The organism is Hyphomicrobiaceae bacterium, from assembly GCA_041397645.1.
Taxonomy (GTDB): Bacteria; Pseudomonadota; Alphaproteobacteria; order Rhizobiales; family Hyphomicrobiaceae; genus Hyphomicrobium_B.
Genome location: JAWKWE010000006.1, coordinates 1 through 17524, shown reverse-complemented (window position 1 = coordinate 17524; position 17524 = coordinate 1). Strand labels below are relative to the sequence as shown.

Below are 17524 nucleotides of genomic sequence, written 5' to 3'. Positions count from 1 at the left end.
ACGATACCTGTTATAGTCGCGGTCACCGTGGCGCCGGTGCCACCGGCGATGACCGCGCTCGTCATCGAAATCTCGTACGTGTGTGATTCCGCTTTCAGCTTTCATAGCTGATTTGATGTCAGCACTGTGAGTGGTTGGTGCAGCCATTGCTGCTGACGCAGTAATCGCCGTAAGGCCGGTACAGATTGCGAAAATTGTGGCTTTCACAGAACTCTCCTTCTCAGTCGCAGTTGCCCGTTGAAACGTTTGGCAATTGCTGAGAGTTCCGCGCGTTATTGTCTGCGTAGGGCCGGCGCAGCGCCGGGTTTGGCTTCAAAGATTAACGATGCAGGTGTCAGACTTCCTCGGCAATGGGAGCGCCACTGTCGTCGACGAAGGCAATGCGGATCATGTTTGTCGCGCCCGGTGAACCGAGCGGCACACCTGCTGTAATCAGAAGTCCATCGCGTGCAGAGACGAGCCCTTCCTCGAACGCGATGCGGCAAGCTTTGCGCACCATGTGAGCGAGGTTTTCGGGATCTCCTGTCATGATGCACTGGACGCCCCATGCCAGTGAAAGGCGTCGTGCGGTCGATTCAATTGGCGTCAGACCGATAACGGGAAGGCCTGGCCGTTCGCGGATGACGCGAAGCACCGTAGAGCCCGTCGCCGTGTAGCAGACGATAGCGCCGAGGCGCACCGTATCGGCAATGGCTGACGCCGCGTGCGCAATGGCGTCAGCACCCGTTGGCTGAGGCTCGGTGTGGGTCGCGTGAAGGATCGGTTCGTAAAGCGGATCGGATTCAACCTCAATCGCGATCCGATTCATGGTCGAGATTGCTTCGACCGGATATTGCCCAACGGCGCTCTCGGCGGAGAGCATGACGGCATCGGCGCCGTCGAACACGGCGGTTGCAACGTCTGACACTTCCGCGCGCGTCGGCATGGGCGAGGAGATCATGCTCTCCAGCATCTGCGTGGCGACAATGACGGGCTTACCGGCGGCGCGCGCGAGGCGGGTGATCTTCTTTTGCAGGCCCGGGACCTTCTCGACCGGCATTTCGACGCCAAGGTCACCGCGTGCCACCATGATGCCGTCGGAGGCGGCAATGACGTTTTCCAGATCGGTCACGGCGGACGGCTTTTCGATTTTGGATAAAATGGCCGCGCGCGTTCCAATCAGTTTGCGGACCTCATGCAGATCCTCCGCGCGCTGCACGAAGGACAGTGCGATCCAATCCACGCCGAGTTTCAGGACGTGTGTCAGGTCGACCTTGTCTTTTTCGGTCAGCGGCGAAATGGCCAGCAGCGTGTCGGGCATCGAAATGCCCTTACGAGAAGCCAGCATTCCTCCAACCTTCACCTCCGCGGCAATCTTGTTGTTGGACTTCTCGATGACCGTCATGCGGATCTTGCCATCGTCGAGCACCAGGTTGTGCCCCACATCGATGGCGTCGAAGATCTGCTCGTGAGGAAGGAATACGCGGCCATTGGTGCCGGGCACCTCTTCACGGTCGAAAATGAAAGTCGCCTTCTCCGGCAGATGCACACGGCCGGTGCCGAATTCGCCGATACGGAACTTTGGCCCCTGCAAGTCGGCAAGGATCCCAATCGGATGGCGGTGGCGCGCTGCACATGCACGCACGGTGTTATAAAGCGTCTTTGAGCCGTCAGGTGTCGAATGGCTCATATTGATGCGGAATACATCGACTCCGGCCAGGAAAAGCCGCTCGACCATTTCGGGGGCGGCGGACGCGGGGCCAAGCGTTGCTACAATCTTGACCCGGCGATTACGTCTCATTTTTCTTCACTTCCCTGCGCATCGGGGTCTGTTAGGCGAATAGTCCACTCCTTCGCCTCCCCGGTGTCCACTTCAAAAAACCCGGTGCGCTTATATCCGCGTTTGGCGCAATCCTGAACCCCCCTGATTGCAAACGACTTATCCGCGGTGCACATCTCGTTCTTGCCGCCCCATTCCCCGCCACGGTCATAGTCGACCGCGTGCACATACACGAAGCGGCTTGGTACGGGACCTTTGAGCAGTGTTTCACACGTTTGTGACGCGATGTTCCACCAGCCCTCGGTGGCCCATCCGGTGTTGTCTTGATAGCCGATTGAGACGCCGACTCGGCTAGCAGTCGAATTGCAAAGCTTCAGGTCTGCGCGCGCGTCGGCCGCGCCCGCCAGGCAAAGGGCTAGTCCCAGTCCGAACGCGGCACGGCGCGCCCCACTTCGTTGGGTGTAGATCAACCCTCTAAATCCCCCTCGTGCTCAAATCGGGCCAGCGTGCCTTGCCGCCACACCCTCTACTGGCCTCAAGGGTCGACGAGAATTACGCGGAAGTCGTTGACGTTTGTTTGGGTGGGGCCGCACAGGATAAGATCGCCTAGCGGTTTGAAGAATCCCGTCGAATCGTTGTTGGCCAGGAAATTGGCGGCATTTTGATTGATTTTGGTCGCCCGGTCGATGGTATCTGGAAAAACCATCGCACCAGCCGGGTCGTCGGCATTTCCGCCACCCCCGTCGGTGCCGTCCGTATCCCCCGCAAGCGCCGAGATTCCCTTAGCCCCTTCAAGGGAGATGGCAAGGCCGAGCGCATATTCCTGATTTGGTCCGCCTGATCCGTTGCCGCTTACAGTCACAGTCAGCTCGCCGCCCGACATGATGGCCAGTTTTTCACCCCGCTTCTTGGCGTCGAGGGCCATGGCAGCATGTTTTTCTGCAACTTCGCGGGCCTCCCCCTCCAGGCTGTCGCCGAGGATTTCAACCCGATAACCGGAGTTGCGGGCAATCGTCGCCGCCGCTTCGATGGACGCCTTGGGGGCGGCGACGATCTCGTATTTCGAGTTCGCAAGCCTGGGATCGCCCGCCTTGAGGGTTTCGTTGGCCTCATTCGCCAGAGCAGCCGCTATCTCCGTTGAAGGCGTGATCTTCCAGCGCTCCAGCACGTGGCGTGCATCGCGCAACGTGGACCGATCCGCAACGGTTGGGCCCGATCCGATTTCGTCGGGATGATCGCCCGGGACGTCCGAAATAGCGAGGGTGAGGAGGCGTGCAGGATAGGCAGCTGCGGCCAGTTTGCCGCCTTTGATCTGGGAGAGGTGCTTGCGTACGCAATTCATCTCCGAAATTGGCGCGCCCGACTTCAATAACTGCTTGGTGAGTTGCTGCTTGGCTTCGAAGGTCACGCCGTCAACGGGGGCGGCCCAAAGTGCGGAGGCGCCGCCCGACAAAAGGCACAAGACGAGATCGTTCGGGCCGGCAGTCTTGGCCAGCGCAATAGCTTGTTTGGCGCCTTCGATGGAGTTGGCGTCGGGGACCGGATGTCCGGCCTCGATGATCTTGATGATCTTGGTCGGCAGGCCAAAACCGTGGCGCGTGGAGATGAGGCCGGAGATCTTCTCCTGCTGCCCGGCCGCGATGTAGTGGCCCTCGGTCGCGACCGCCATAGCTGCAGTGCCTTTGCCTGCGCCGATGATGATGATCTTTCCACCCTCAGGCAACGCGGGCAGATGGGGAGGAAGACACACGCGAGGGTGGGCGGTGGAATAAGCAGCCTCGTACAGGGCCATAAGCAACTTCCGCGCCGCCGTATTGGTCGCCTCGGCCATGTATCCTCCCGGTCTCTTTTTCTTCTGCGTGCCCGGCCCTCGCTTGGGGCTCGCGCTGGGTCGCATTGTTCTTTAGTCTTGGTTTGCGGGATAGCCCGGAAAGCGTCAAGGAATAGGAAGCCGCAGCCAGGGCTTGGCAATCCAAATGGGCAGGAGCCATCCTATCCCCCAAGCGCCAGAGGCCAAAAGCGGTGCGGCGCACCCCTTAAGATCACAAAACCGGCTGTCACAGGCCACGAGGAGACGAAGCGATGACGATGGACCCCAAAACAACCGAGGCGCTTGAGGCGGCGGTCTACCGACGGCTGGTCGAGCATCTGCGCGCACGCACAGACGTCCAGAACATCGACATGATGAATCTGGCAGGCTTTTGCCGCAACTGCCTTTCGAACTGGATGCAAGACGCGGCCAAGGAAAAGGGTATCGACATGAGCAAGGACGCCGCTCGCGAGCTGGTCTACGGAATGCCCTATGCCGAATGGCGGGCCAAGCACCAGACCGAGGCGAGGCCCGAACAGCTCGCCGCCTACGAACTCAATCGTCCCAAAGAGCACTAACTTCGGACGGGCAGCGACCGCCAAACCTGTGCGGGATCTGGCGATCCTGGCCGTTCAGAGGCCGGAATATGCGTGGATTGGTCCCTTGCGGGGCCTCCATATCTGCCATAACGGTTGAACTGTCATAATTGGCGCCGTCGCACCGGCAGGGATTGAGGTTCGTGAGCAAGACGCCCCTTCTAGATACCGTCAAAACGCCTGAGGATCTCCGGGCCCTGCCCGAATCCGCTTTGGTTCAGTTCGCTGATGAGCTGCGGACCGAGACGATTGATGCGGTGTCGGTGACGGGCGGGCATCTCGGCGCCGGGCTGGGTGTCGTAGAGTTGACGGTCGCGCTCCATTGGGTATTCGACACGCCGCGTGACCGTCTGATCTGGGACGTCGGCCATCAAGCCTATCCGCACAAGATCATCACGGGCCGCCGCGATCGTATTCGGACGCTTCGCCAGCCAGGCGGACTATCGGGCTTCACCAAGCGCGACGAGAGCGAATACGATCCCTTCGGCGCTGCTCACTCCTCCACCTCGATATCCGCTGGTCTTGGCATGGCTGTGGCGCGCGACCTATCAGGCGGCGACAACAACGTGATCGCGGTGATCGGCGATGGTGCCATGAGCGCCGGGATGGCCTATGAGGCGATAAACAACGCTGGTGCGCGCGATGAACGCCTCATCGTCATCCTCAACGACAACGACATGTCGATTGCGCCGCCCACGGGTGCGCTGTCGGCCTATCTCGCCCGCGTCACCTCATCGGGTACGTATCTGCACTTGCGCGACTACGCAAAGCAGCTTGCCAAGATGCTGCCGAAGAAGTGGGAGCGGCGCGCGGCGCGCATGGAAGAATATACCCGCCACCTCTGGCAGGGCGGGCAGTGGTTTGAGGAACTCGGCTTCTATTACATCGGCCCTATCGATGGGCACGACTTCAACCAACTCATTCCTGTTTTGAAGAATGTGCGTGACGCCAAGCAGGGTCCCATCCTTATCCATGTGGTTACGAAGAAGGGTAAGGGGTACGCGCCGGCTGAAGCCTCCGCCGACAAGTATCATGGCGTGTCGAAGTTCAACGTCGTCACCGGCGCACAAGTGAAGCCCAAACCTAATGCCCCAACCTACACGCGGGTGTTTGCGGAGAGCTTAATCAAGCAAGCTGAGAAAGACGACAAGATCGTTGCCATTACCGCCGCCATGCCGGATGGCACCGGACTTGATCTGTTCGGAACTCGCTTTCCCCAACGGACGTTCGACGTGGGAATTGCCGAGCAGCACGCTGTTACATTCGCTGCCGGGTTAGCCGCGGAAGGCTACAAGCCGTTCGTCGCGATTTACTCCACCTTCCTTCAGCGCGCCTACGATCAGGTGGTGCATGACGTGGCTATTCAGCGTTTGCCGGTACGCTTCGCGCTCGATCGCGCGGGGCTTGTCGGCGCGGATGGCGCGACACATGCGGGCGCCTTCGATATCGCTTATCTGGGGTGCGTGCCGCATATGATCTTGATGGCGGCTGCAGACGAAGCCGAGTTGGTGCACATGGTCGCCACGCAGGCTGCGATCGATGACGGCCCGAGCGCGCTGCGCTATCCGCGCGGCGAGGGGGTCGGCGTAGAGCTTCCGGAGGAAGGCCGTCCGCTGGAAATCGGCAAGGGACGCATCGTACGCGAGGGCTCAACGGTTGCCATTCTGTCGCTGGGGACGCGGCTGGCTGAGGCGTTGCGCGCGGCTGAGCAGTTGGCTGCCTTCGGGCTTTCAACGACCGTCGCCGATGCTCGTTTTGCCAAGCCTCTCGACACAGCACTCATCAGAAAGCTAGCTGCCAATCATGAGGTGTTGGTCACGATCGAGGAGGGCTCGGTCGGCGGCTTCGGCTCGTTCGTTCTTCAGTACCTCGCGCAAGAGGGCTTGCTCGATCGGGGGCTGAAGACCCGCACGATGGTGTTGCCGGATATGTTTATTGATCACGGCAAGCCCGAAGAAATGTACAAGGCTGCGGGGCTTGGCGCAGATGGGATCGTCTCGACCGTGTTCAAGGCGCTGGGGCGTGACAAGTTGACAGGCGACCTGTTACCCGGACGCGCGTAGGCCCATCAGCTTCCTTGTCGGGCCTTTGGCATCTTGGGCGCATCAGGCTTTGCCATCCACTTGATCAACGCGCCCGCTGGCAATACCCACAATAGGCCGGCGACGACGTAATATGCGAACTCGACGAAGCCATTGGCTTGCCGGATTTGCAAAACGACGGCGACTGCGAGCGCGAGCAGCGCATAGACCGTAATGAGTAGGATGAGCAGGATGGCTCCCGCAAATTTTCGCTGACGCTGAGTCATGAATAATCGTCCCTAACGCGGGGGCCATAATCGACAGGGTGCGGCCCGGCGCGCATTGCGGGCGCAGTGATGGCCCATTATCAGGGGCTACGCAAGTAATCGCCGATCCGGAATGTCACTAGGAGATCATCGAGCATGGCAAACGGGGCTGCCAACACAGGCGCATCTCGCGCGCTTCGTGAGGAGACCGGCCACGCGGCTGTCGAAGCCTGGCTGTGGCTCGTCGCTATCCTTGTGTTCGCTATGGTTGCCGTCGGCGGCGCAACGCGGCTGACCGGGAGCGGGCTTTCCATCACGGAATGGAAGCCGATCATCGGCGCAATTCCACCCCTCAATGAAGCCGACTGGCTCGCCGCGTTCGAGAAGTACAAGCAGATCCCGCAGTACAAGCTCATCAACGAAGGCATGTCGCTTGCGCAGTTCAAAGGCATTTTCTGGTGGGAATGGGGACATCGCCTTCTCGGCCGCGTCGTCGGCGTCGTGTTTGCACTTCCGCTTGTGTTCTTCTGGTGGCGGGGATGGCTGCGGAAGGGCACTGCGAGAAAATACGCGGCATTGTTCGCGCTGGGCGCTGTCCAAGGCGCCATCGGCTGGTACATGGTGTCGTCGGGTTTGTCTGAGCGCGTCTCCGTGAGCCAATACCGCTTGGCGTTGCACCTTTCTGGTGCGCTGGCGATCTTCTCGCTGCTGGTCTGGCTGGCACTCGATGAGCGTAGGGCGCGGCGCGGCGGATCGGCCGCGATTGTCACGCCCTTCGTGCGAGCAATGGCCGCCGTGATACTCGGCCTGGTGTTCTTGCAAACAGTTCTGGGGGCCTTCGTTGCCGGCCTCAAAGCGGGCCTTATCTACAATACATGGCCGTCGATGGATGGGCAGTTCATCCCATCAGATTACTGGATCTCCGGGCAGACTCTGATGAGCTTTTTTGAAAGTCATGCCGCAGCGCAGTTCAATCACCGGATGGTGGCCTACATCGTGCTCGCGGCCGCGCTCGTTCAAGTCATCGCCATCGTAAGGGGCGGTGCGACCTCGATGGCAAAGCAATCCGGTTTGATGCTTTTGCTGGTAACGCTCACCCAAGCTGTCGTAGGCATTTTGACGTTGGTTTGGCATGTGCCGCTCGAACTCGGCGTGCTGCATCAAGCCGGCGCGGTGATCGTACTGGGCGTCGCGGTCTGGCACCTGTTCGCCGTGCGCGACGCGCGCAAGGTTTGACGACTTACAGCGCAAACACAACCGGCAAGACCTTCACCAGGATCATGATGGCCGAAAGCGCAATGGCGGTGAAGGTTGCCGTCATGCCAGTTACGCGCAGCTTGAAATTTTCCGGCTGCTGCGAAACGCCGTAGGCATGGATATAGCGTCCCGCTACTAGCACGACGCCGATGATGTGGATCACGAGAGAGGCAACTCCAACACCTTCGGCCAGCCCCATGCTCAGCAATGTGAAGGGCACATACTCGGCAAAGTTCGCGTGGACGCGCATACGCCGCAACAGAATGGAGTCGTCACCCGGGCCAAGGGCGACCTTGGCTTCACGTCGCCGGCCGATGACTCGCACAGAAAGGTAGAGGAAAAGCGGCGCCAGAAGAGCGGTGTAAAATGCGGTGATCGGCATGAGAGAGTCTCCATCTTGCCGGTTCAGTTAAGCAAGCCAAGTAACGCGCATAGCGGCGGCGTCCACTTGGATACGTTTCATACCCTTAATTGGTTCGATAGGGTCTAGGGTCCGGTGAGGTTAAGCATAAGTTTCAGGTTCTGCACGGCCGCGCCGGCTGCACCTTTTCCAAGATTGTCCAATCGAGCAACGAGTACAGCCTGGTTTAGCGCGCTCTTGCCGAATACGTACAATTCAAGCGCATCGGTGTCGTTGAGCGCAAGCGGGTCGAGGCGGCCGATCTTGGAGGCGGCATCGCGCACGAGACGGACCTGGGAGGCGTTGGCGTAATGCGCGCTCAGCACCTCTTCGAGCAGCTTGATGGTGACGTTGCCCGGCAGCAGGTCGAGATGCAGCGGGATGGAGACCAGCATACCCTGTTTGAAGTTGCCGACGCTGGGAATAAAAATCGGTCGCCGGTCCAATCGCGCATACGCCATCAACTCGGGAATGTGCTTGTGCTCAAGTCCCAGGCCATAGAGCTCAAAAGCGGGCGCTGTCTTCGACACCTCGTAGCTTTCGATCATGCTCTTGCCGCCGCCCGAATACCCCGACACTGCATTGACGCAGACGGGGAAGTCGGCAGGGAGAAGACCGGCATCGGCGAGCGGGCGCAAAAGTGCAATTGCGCCTGTTGGATAGCAGCCCGGGTTGGCGACGAGCTTAGCCTTTGCGATACGGCCCGCCTGATCTGCATCGAGTTCCGCAAAGCCGTAGATCCAGCCGGGCGCAACCCGGTGAGCGGTGGAGGCATCGACGATTTTGGGAGCGTGCTGGCCAAGTTCGGCGGCAAGCGCAACGGCTTCCTTGGCGGCATCGTCCGGTAGGCACAGCACGACAAGATCGCAAGCGCGCATCATGTCCTTGCGCGCCTGGGCGTCCTTGCGTTTGGCGGGATCGATGCTGACGACCTCGATGCCGGGCTCTTTGGCGAGCCGCTCGCGGATCTGAAGGCCGGTCGTCCCGGCCTCGCCGTCGATAAAGATCTTTGCCGTGCCGCCGTGTGCGCCTGCCGCCATCTCAGCCTCCAAATCCGAGCCGGTGCTTGATGCCCTGGAAGATGGTCTCAGAGCACCCGATTCCGTAGGTCCGGCAAGCGATCTGGTGGAGATCGCGATAGATCATGTCCAGAGCAACGTAGAGGATGATGAGCAACCCGACCCATGCAATCCAAGGATATCGGTGGAGCAGCTTAGCGACATAGGTAGAAGCGACGGCCATCAGCACGATGGCAATCGCCAAGCCGATGACGAGCACAAGCGTCGACTCGCCAGCCGCGCCGGCAACGGCCAGAACGTTGTCCATCGACATGGAAAGGTCGGCGAGAATGATCGTCCACAGAGCAGACCAGAAGGTCGCCTCGTGGCCCTTCACATGGTCGGATGCGAGGTTGTGTTCGATTGTCTCGATGGACTCGTTATTCTCGTCGACGATCTGGCGGTACATCTTCCAACAGACAAACAGCAGAAGCAGTCCGCCGGCGAGCGTGAGACCGATAACTTGAAGCATCTGTTGGGCGATGCTTGAAAACAGAATGCGCAGGACGACCGCACCCGCGATACCCCAGAAGATGACCTTGTTCCGGATGTCCTTGCGGACCTTGGAGGCCGCCATGCCGACGACGATGGCGTTGTCTCCCGCGAGCGTCAGGTCGATCATCAGGATGTTGAACAGAGCCACCCAATGCGTGCGCCACCACTCCGGCGAGAGCACGAGGCCTATGTCGGTAACAACAGTGTCGACCATCGAACCTAAATTGCTGAGGATGAATTCCATGGCTGTGCGGGCTCCCGTGAAGGCCGCATGCCCTGCGGCCTCATTTCAATCATTCTGATCGCGCGGTATGTGGCATCGGCCCGGCCGGAGGGCAAGTCTGCAAGTCTGCAAAACACTATGATTGCGCTCATTGGATGCAGTCGGGGTACGGCCAAATTGCCTTAGGTCATGGTCTTGCCGCTATCGTTCCCAAGGGTATTTTCCGGGGCAATTTTGGCGCTCGGATGGGGGTCGCAAATGATAATCAGGTCGATAATTCCGGCAATTTTCGCAGCTTTTGCGGTTTGGATCTCGGCGGCGCCACCTGCCATGGCGGCATCGGCAGCGGCACTTGAGGCCGATGCTCAGGACACACTGGAGCGCTTCTATCGCCATGTCGGAGGCGCGCGCGATCTGGCTCAGAAGTCGGTTGGAATGCTGGTGTTCCCTTCGGTCGTCAAAGCAGGCTTTGGTATTGGCGGCGAATACGGAGAGGGCGTTCTGTTCGAACGTGGGCGACCTAATAGCTATTACAACACGATCTCGGCTTCAGTGGGCTTTCAGCTCGGCGTGCAGGCGCGGTCGGTCATCATTATGTTTATGAACCACCAGGCACTTGAGAGCTTCAGGCGAACGGATGGCTGGAAGGTCGGCGTGGACGGCTCGGTCGCCATTATCACGGTTGGTGTTGGCGGCTCGATTGATACGGAGCGCATCACGAGCCCTATCGTCGGGTTCATCATCGATCCCAAGGGGCTGATGTACAATCTGACGCTCGAAGGTTCTAAGATTTCGCGCATCAGAAAATGAGTGCTGCGAGCCTGATTGGTTTTCGCACGATCAGATGCCGAAAGGGCCGTCCCATCGGACGGCCCTTCTGATTTGTTCAAACCCCAATGGGCAATCCAGGCGCAGGAAGCGATTAGCGCTTGGAGAACTGGAAACACAACAGGATAGATGTTAAAATTCTATGTGTGAATGATTTGTGAACTAATTTCGACCATGGACTTGCGCTGGGGTGCACCAAACTGCGCGCGCGGCCCATGGCTGAAAAACATGGTCGGACATTTTCGGCGATTACGGTCACTCACCATCTCAGGGCCTGAAGTTTCCCAATTCCACCACGTTGCTATCAGGTCCATTTACTTCGGAAAAGTGTGTCACTTTGTTGGAGTCGCAGACGTAGAGCCATTTATAGTCGAAGAGCTCTCCGTCGCGAATAAAACCGAAAACCGCCGCCGACTTGGAACCACGCCAGAAGAGGCTGGGCGGCCCTTCCGCACCCACCTTCTCCCAGTTTGGCTCAATGAACTCGTCAATCTGCTTCCAATGAATCACGCTGGATCTCCTTATTGCGTAAAAGCTAGCGCATATCAGACTGTGTCCGCGGTCGATTGGTCTAAGGCCGGTATCGCTTCTGGCACCGATGAGCGCATACCACGCACATACCTTCGCTTCAGCTGCAAGCAAAAGAAGCGGGCTCGCACCTTGATATCACAGTTCATTAATTGCATTTGCCAAGCAGGACGTTTCTGCCGCTTTACCCGTGGGTCTCGGCTCAGAAACCCATGCCTCCACCGCCCATTTGTGGCTGCGCGGAGCCAGCCTCCGACTGCGGCAACTCGGCAACCATCGCCTCTGTCGTCACAAGCAGGCCTGCGATAGAGGCCGCGTCCTGTAGCGCGCAACGTGCGACCTTGGCCGGATCTATCACGCCCTCGGCAACTAGGTCACCATACTGGCCCGACTGGGCGTTGTAGCCGTAGGCATACTTGGCGTTCTCGAGAATCTTGCCGACAATAACCGAACCATCCTCACCGGCATTTTCGAAGATCTGGCGGGCCGGGGCCTGGAGCGCCTTCCGCACAATCTGGATTCCGACCTTTTGATCCTCGTTGTCAGATTCAAGCGTTTCAAGTGCCTTGATGGAACGAAGGAGCGCCACGCCGCCGCCCGGAACGATGCCCTCTTCAACGGCTGCGCGGGTGGCGTGCAGCGCGTCGTCGACGCGATCCTTACGTTCCTTCACCTCGACCTCAGTCGCTCCGCCAACCTTGATAACGGCCACTCCTCCTGCAAGCTTCGCCAAACGCTCCTGCAACTTCTCTCGGTCATAATCCGACGTCGTGTCTTCGATCTGGGCTTTGATCTGCTTCACGCGAGCTTCGATATCAGTCTTCTTGCCGGCTCCGTCTACCAGCGTTGTGTTCTCCTTATCGATCGTCACTCTCTTGGCACGTCCGAGCATGTTGAGCGTCACGGTCTCAAGCTTGATGCCGAGGTCTTCAGAGATCACGGTGCCGGCCGTGAGGATCGCGATGTCCTCAAGCATGGCCTTTCGGCGATCGCCGAAGCCGGGGGCCTTGACGGCGGCTACCTTTAGTCCGCCACGCAGCTTATTCACCACGAGAGTTGCAAGCGCTTCGCCCTCAACATCCTCGGAGATTATCAAGATCGGCTTGCCCGTCTGAACGATGGCTTCGAGCAAGGGAAGGATGGGTTGGAGACCCGAAAGCTTCTTTTCGTGAACCAGAACGTAGGGGTCTTCAAGTTCGACCGTCATCTTTTCCGAATTGGTGATGAAATAAGGCGAGAGATAGCCGCGGTCGAACTGCATGCCCTCGACGACATCGAGCTGAGTCTCGAGGCTTTTTGATTCCTCGACCGTAATCACTCCCTCATTGCCGACTTTTTTCATCGCTTCCGCAATTCTGGCGCCAATTTCAGCGTCCCCGTTCGCCGAAATGGTTCCAACCTGGGCGATCTCGTCGTTGGAGGTCACCTTCTTAGCCTTGACCTTGAGATCCGAAACGACGGCCGACACGGCCAGATCAATACCCCGCTTGAGGTCCATTGGATTAGCGCCGGCAGCGACTGACTTGGCGCCTTCTCTCATTATTGCATGAGCGAGGACGGTTGCGGTTGTGGTGCCATCGCCGGCCACTTCAGATGTCTTAGAGGCGACTTCCTTTAGCATCTGCGCGCCCATGTTCTCGAATTTGTCTTCGAGCTCAATCTCCTTGGCTACCGTCACACCGTCTTTGGTGATGCGCGGCGCGCCAAAGGATTTAGCAATGACAACGTTGCGTCCCTTAGGCCCGAGCGTCGCACTGACTGCATAGGCAAGGATCTCAACGCCCCGTAACATTCGATCGCGCGCGTCGCGGCCGAATTTGACGTCTTTCGGACTCATCTCGGGTACTCCTGCAAATCGCTACGTTTAATCGAGACGAATTGGATAGGTCATGCTTGCACGGGACTGGCAAACAGGCATGCCAAAATCGTTGTCTACTAAGAGGAGGGATCGGCGCGACCAAGCGAGGGCGCGGGCATAAGCAACTGCGTGAGACTTCACGCGAAAATCCTTCGGGTTCTTATAAGAGTACTGGCGTTGACCCGTTACAGCCCATGCTCCACTGGATGTGCGACTGACGTGAATAACCTGATGGGACACTGACAAAGACATTGATTATTTCCTTAGCTCGGGCGAATTCACTGAACCTGACCTGGCCTCTTTCAGGGTGCGTTCATCGTCAACTCCAGATGCAGGCTTGACCGAACGGCCTTAGGTCGCCAGCATCCACATCGGTTTGCCGGAACATTTCTAGATTTTAGCGCTTGATGCAGTTCAACGACGCGAGGGACTCGATGTTTTCGAGCTATGTCTCTTTCGAAAGAGCAACCCGGTCAAATACGGCGTGACTATCGAACACCGTAGCCGTTATCCAACCACAAGTCCAATCATCTGTTTGAGGTGATCGCCGCTTCAGTGGTTCTGGATGGCACGGATCAGTTGCGACGAGCTGCTGTTAGGAATGAGGGGATAGCTCTGATTCCTTTGCTATCCGCTCGTAGACTTCGGTAGATGACTTGATGCGATACTCCTGCTCTCCTCGGTCCCGAGGCAGTAGCTTCAGTACTTTGTACTCGCGGATCGAGGCAGGAAGCGTGGGGCGTGCTGGATTGAAGTCGACCATCTGGCCAATTCTGTACTTTGGATTTGCCAATTTGTTTGCCTTTCGGTTTCTAGAAATACTCTGTAGCACGTTGCAATTGACACACGCGCAAATATTACGTGTCCGAGGCCTCCGTGTATCGGCTCTTGAAGGCCCACGACCTGATCACCAGTCCGGCCTTCATCGTCATCAAGGCAGCGGACGAGTTCCGCGACAAGACGACCGCGCCCAACCAGCTCTGGCAGACCGACTTCACGTATCTGAAGGTCATCGGCTGGGGGTGGTTCTATCTGTCGACGATCCTCGACGACTTCTCGCGTTACATCATCGCCTGGAAGCTGTGCGCGACGATGAAGGCCGAGGACGTCACGGATACGCTGCAGCTGGCGCTGGCCGCGTCAGGCTGCGACAACGCCCGCGTCGTGCACAAGCCGCGGCTGTTGAGCGACAACGGCTCGAGCTATGTCTCTGCCGAACTTGCCGAATGGCTCGACGGAAACGGCATGGGCATGTGCGTGGTGCCCCGAACCATCCGCAGACGCAAGGCAAGATCGAGCGCTGGCATCAGACCTTGAAAAACCGCATCCTGCTATCGAGCACGCCGTGCATCGCTTCGTCGAACACTACAACCACGCCCGCTACCACGAGAGCCTGGGCAATCTGACGCCGGCCGACGTGTACTTCGGGCGCGGTCGCAAAATCCTGACCATGAGGGAGAAGATCAAGCGAGAGACAATCCAACACCGCAGATTGACCACTTCAAATCCGCAGCTTAAATCTCAACCCAACCTGACCCGGAGCCTCCAGTCCTTCACGCCGCAAGCCGTCTCAAAGCAGCTGTTCGCGCCTATGGGACGAATGGTTTCATTTTCGAATCTCGACGGCTTGCCGTAAATCGAGAACGGCTGTCCGGGCTTGTGCAACCAAGGTGGATTAGCTGGATCAAGGGACCTTTTCGCGGTTTCTTCTGCCGCCGCCGTACCGCCAGTCAAAGCGGCAGTCGTTATTATAAGTCCGCCCTTAAGCAGAATGCGTCGGTCCAAATGCCATTGCCGGCTACGGGGGGCAGATCCTCGCCTGCAAGGCTTGAAGTCATTGAAAACTTTTCCTCAGCTGTTTCGATCGGCAGATGGTATACTGCCGCGCGAAAATCGCATCACCGGTATCATCATCCTTGACCTCGATGATCTCACGCGCCTTGCCGACAACGTTACCCCCATGGAGCAATTCAAGTCCGCTGCCTAATCTCAAATGATCATTCGTTCCTGATTAAAGTTCATGCCGTAGCGGATGAGCTGTTCGATTAATTCAGGATATCCGATGCCAGCATGCTCTGCCGAACTGGCAAATTCATCATCACGTCCAATTTGCGGGTTTGGGTTGGCTTCTAGAAGGAATGCTTCTTCAGAGGGCGTGACGCGAAAATCCAACCGGGCGTAGCCACTCAGTCCAAGAAGGCGGTATATTTCGCGGGACAACTTCTGCAGTTTGGCTGCTAGTTTATCGCTGATCTCTGCTGGGCCGGTCACCGCGCCAACCTGCTCCTGATAGTCTGGATCCCATTTGCCGCGGTCTGTTGCGATCAAGGGCGCCCCCTCAGGCTTTTTCTCTAGAAAGAACTCCCATACCGGAAGAACAGTGACACGCTCATTGCCCATCACGCCAACGTACATTTCCCGGCCCTCAATGTATTGCTCTGCCAGTGCAGCAGTCCCGGCCGTACGATGAACGTAAGCCACCCGTTCCATCAACTTTGAGTCGTCCCAAACGATTGATGCACTCGATATGCCGACTGATCCTTCCTCCGAGAGTGACTTTACAAACAACGGGAAGCCAAGTGTTCGCGGTCGCTTTGTCGCCCGCTTCATTGGGAAGATCGCAAATTCCGGAACATTAAAGCCGTCATAAGCCAGAATTTTTTTCGTCAAAGCCTTATCACGAGCAATAGTGAGGCCGCGCGGATTGCAACCTGTGTAGGGTTGATGCAGCAGTTCCAGGAAACTTACAACGTGCTGATCAAAATGCCCGATGCCGCTAAACTCCTCGGCTAGGTTGAATACGATGTCAGGCCGGTGCGCGTCGATCGCACCGCGGATCGTCGAAAGATCGTCTGAAACACCAACAGCTATGAGTTCATGTCCAAGTGATTCAATCGCCTCCTTCACATTGAATTCGGTTTTTCGCAATAGCTGTTGCTTGTCGCTGAACTGCGAGAGATCGCCAGTTGGCAATAATCTCTCATCTGCCAGAAGAATGACCCTCAGCTTTTTTTTCATTTTCCGTATGGCGGTCATAGCGGCAACCTTGGGCCATTTCGAATAATTGCGACGGTAGCGCGTGTCACAAGACGGAAGAGCTTGGAGATCGTTTCGGCCTCGGGCTGGGTTTGCTTCAAATTCAGAATGCGGGCCCTGTACATGAACTGGCGCAGGACCTGATCGACAACATAAGCCGGTACACCGAGCGGTTGGGCCGTGCGACGACGTAAGCGCGTGCGATGTGATGCCAAAAGACTGGCCGCCGAAGGCCGTCTTCGACTGCGATATTGTTGACGAGACGGTTGAAAAATCCGGCGGAGCGCACTGTCGAACTCGTCTTCTGCATCTATCGCATAGAAGTCACGCTTTTGTTCATAGTGCTCTGCGAGTGTCCGAGTCGAGCATTTTAGCTCGTTTGCAATACGCCGCGGCTTGATCACTGGTTCGACTTTCCGGCGTTCGTGCATCCACTCGTCCACAAGCTCCAACTTCGCAAGCGCAGCCCAGTCGCGATACTTACGACGCCAGCCTCGTTTCGACTTCAGCCAAACCGCAAACGTCTCTGCAAAGTCCTCAACCGGATGGGACTGTGCATACCAAGCGTTGAGGTGGTGGACGTAACTACGACTATCAGAATCGGCAACGTAGTCGGTCGGATATGCCCGGTCGGGACTACCAAATACTTTTCGATATTCGGGCAATTTTCGCAGTTGAAATGCTTCGTCGATGGCGTGTCCGGTTTCATGGCGAATGATGCTGAGAGCTTCGTTGATGGCCACTCCCTCGGCCTCCAACATCATCTTTCGCTCTAGGCGAACCAGTCTTGGATGCAAGAGATAAAACGGTACAGCAAAGCCAACCACCTCATCGGGATTGTACCATTCGTCAGCGATCCAGATGGATGGCCTGAAGAAAATGTCGCGATCTTCGAGCTCATCGAAGACCGCCTTCGCACGCTGCTGCACGGCTGACCCATTAAGACGCAGCGGCAAGTCGCAGAAGCGTAAGCGCAGCAACTCGTCGTCGGACATCGCATCTAGGCGCGACGCGCGTATGGTCATTCTTGCCTCAATCTTTATTCCCTTCAGGAACAAGCCAGTGCGAAAAACTGAACGCAAATTTGCGAGGAGAGGTGCCATCTAAGCCCATTATCAGTAGGGCTCGACGCAAGGCTGCTTGCCGCAATGATTCTTTATGACGGTCCCTCGGCACTCGTCAATAAATCCATGATAGGTGCGTGGACTGACACGAGTTTCCTAAGTGTTCTTCGAGAGCGGTGGTCGGGCGCGTTCCTGCGCGCGCACATAAATCTCAGAAGAAAGCCGCAATTTCCCTCCTGGAGCAGATCCACATACGTCGAACGCGTGACCTTCGAGCCTGGGGTACCTGACGCCTGCCGCCTTCGCGGCAAAGATCGGGAACGCA

Annotated in this window: 17 protein-coding genes and 1 pseudogene; 6 read left to right on the top strand and 12 right to left on the bottom strand. The window is 57.8% G+C overall.

Annotated elements, in window-relative coordinates:
* Positions 1–334: 334 nt before the first annotated feature.
* The 3 genes from pyk to R3D51_16110 form a co-directional block, all read right to left on the bottom strand.
* Positions 335–1780: a pyruvate kinase gene (gene pyk / locus R3D51_16120; GenBank protein ID MEZ5901009.1), complete on the bottom strand. Its 1446-nt coding sequence runs from the start codon at positions 1778–1780 to the stop codon at positions 335–337.
* A complete protein-coding gene (locus R3D51_16115; protein MEZ5901008.1) occupies positions 1777–2184 on the bottom strand; it encodes a DUF1036 domain-containing protein in 408 nt (135 codons plus the stop codon). Before R3D51_16115 ends, pyk begins: the two co-directional genes overlap by 4 nt.
* 110 nt (positions 2185–2294) lie before the next feature.
* Positions 2295–3590 carry a glycerate kinase gene (locus R3D51_16110; GenBank protein MEZ5901007.1) on the bottom strand — a complete coding sequence of 432 codons (1296 nt, stop codon included), beginning with the start codon at positions 3588–3590 and terminating at the stop codon, positions 2295–2297.
* A 257-nt stretch (positions 3591–3847) separates the two neighbouring features.
* Between R3D51_16110 and R3D51_16105 the strand changes: the two genes are divergently transcribed.
* Complete coding sequence (locus R3D51_16105) at positions 3848–4147, top strand: DUF1244 domain-containing protein (protein ID MEZ5901006.1); 300 nt, start codon at positions 3848–3850, stop codon at positions 4145–4147.
* A 161-nt stretch (positions 4148–4308) separates the two neighbouring features.
* Complete coding sequence (dxs, locus tag R3D51_16100; protein MEZ5901005.1) at positions 4309–6228, top strand: 1-deoxy-D-xylulose-5-phosphate synthase; 1920 nt, start codon at positions 4309–4311, stop codon at positions 6226–6228.
* A gap of 5 nt (positions 6229–6233) precedes the next feature.
* On the opposite strand, the gene R3D51_16095 is transcribed toward dxs, so the two are convergent.
* Positions 6234–6473, bottom strand: a complete 240-nt coding sequence (locus tag R3D51_16095; protein MEZ5901004.1) for a DUF2842 domain-containing protein — start codon at positions 6471–6473, stop codon at positions 6234–6236.
* 135 nt (positions 6474–6608) lie between these two features.
* Here R3D51_16095 and R3D51_16090 point away from each other — a divergent pair, with 135 nt between their 5' ends.
* Positions 6609–7688 carry a COX15/CtaA family protein gene (locus R3D51_16090; protein ID MEZ5901003.1) on the top strand — a complete coding sequence of 360 codons (1080 nt, stop codon included), beginning with the start codon at positions 6609–6611 and terminating at the stop codon, positions 7686–7688.
* A gap of 4 nt (positions 7689–7692) precedes the next feature.
* On the opposite strand, the gene R3D51_16085 is transcribed toward R3D51_16090, so the two are convergent.
* The 4 genes from R3D51_16085 to R3D51_16070 all read right to left on the bottom strand — a co-directional run bounded on the left by R3D51_16085 (position 7693) and on the right by R3D51_16070 (position 10217).
* Positions 7693–8091 carry an MAPEG family protein gene (locus tag R3D51_16085; protein ID MEZ5901002.1) on the bottom strand — a complete coding sequence of 133 codons (399 nt, stop codon included), beginning with the start codon at positions 8089–8091 and terminating at the stop codon, positions 7693–7695.
* Positions 8092–8195: 104 nt separating this feature from the next.
* On the bottom strand, positions 8196–9149 hold the full coding sequence (gene argC / locus R3D51_16080; protein MEZ5901001.1) for an N-acetyl-gamma-glutamyl-phosphate reductase: 954 nt from the start codon (positions 9147–9149) through the stop codon (positions 8196–8198).
* A 1-nt stretch (position 9150) separates the two neighbouring features.
* Positions 9151–9906 carry a TerC family protein gene (locus R3D51_16075; protein ID MEZ5901000.1) on the bottom strand — a complete coding sequence of 252 codons (756 nt, stop codon included), beginning with the start codon at positions 9904–9906 and terminating at the stop codon, positions 9151–9153.
* A 161-nt stretch (positions 9907–10067) separates the two neighbouring features.
* Entirely contained in the window at positions 10068–10217 is a 150-nt protein-coding gene (locus tag R3D51_16070; protein MEZ5900999.1) for a hypothetical protein, read from the bottom strand.
* Between R3D51_16070 and R3D51_16065 the strand changes: the two genes are divergently transcribed.
* Positions 10216–10695 (top strand): YSC84-related protein, encoded by a 480-nt coding sequence (locus R3D51_16065; GenBank protein ID MEZ5900998.1) that lies wholly within the window; start codon positions 10216–10218, stop codon positions 10693–10695. The two genes, R3D51_16070 and R3D51_16065, sit on opposite strands and share 2 nt — an antisense overlap.
* A 285-nt stretch (positions 10696–10980) precedes the next feature.
* Here R3D51_16065 and R3D51_16060 read toward each other — a convergent pair whose 3' ends face one another.
* Both R3D51_16060 and groL read right to left on the bottom strand, forming a co-directional pair.
* A complete protein-coding gene (locus tag R3D51_16060; GenBank protein MEZ5900997.1) occupies positions 10981–11223 on the bottom strand; it encodes a hypothetical protein in 243 nt (80 codons plus the stop codon).
* Between the two features lie 220 nt (positions 11224–11443).
* Positions 11444–13078 carry a chaperonin GroEL gene (groL, locus tag R3D51_16055; protein ID MEZ5900996.1) on the bottom strand — a complete coding sequence of 545 codons (1635 nt, stop codon included), beginning with the start codon at positions 13076–13078 and terminating at the stop codon, positions 11444–11446.
* 870 nt (positions 13079–13948) lie between these two features.
* Between groL and R3D51_16050 the strand changes: the two are divergent.
* Both R3D51_16050 and R3D51_16045 read left to right on the top strand, forming a co-directional pair.
* A pseudogene (locus tag R3D51_16050) lies at positions 13949–14594 on the top strand (DDE-type integrase/transposase/recombinase).
* A 342-nt stretch (positions 14595–14936) separates the two neighbouring features.
* On the top strand, positions 14937–15086 hold the full coding sequence (locus R3D51_16045) for a hypothetical protein (protein ID MEZ5900995.1): 150 nt from the start codon (positions 14937–14939) through the stop codon (positions 15084–15086).
* Positions 15087–15088: 2 nt separating this feature from the next.
* Here the strand turns inward: R3D51_16045 and R3D51_16040 are convergent, their stop codons facing one another.
* On the bottom strand, positions 15089–16117 hold the full coding sequence (locus R3D51_16040) for an ATP-grasp domain-containing protein (GenBank protein MEZ5900994.1): 1029 nt from the start codon (positions 16115–16117) through the stop codon (positions 15089–15091).
* A gap of 14 nt (positions 16118–16131) precedes the next feature.
* On the bottom strand, positions 16132–17160 hold the full coding sequence (locus tag R3D51_16035) for a putative zinc-binding metallopeptidase (protein MEZ5900993.1): 1029 nt from the start codon (positions 17158–17160) through the stop codon (positions 16132–16134).
* Positions 17161–17524 lie beyond the last annotated feature (364 nt).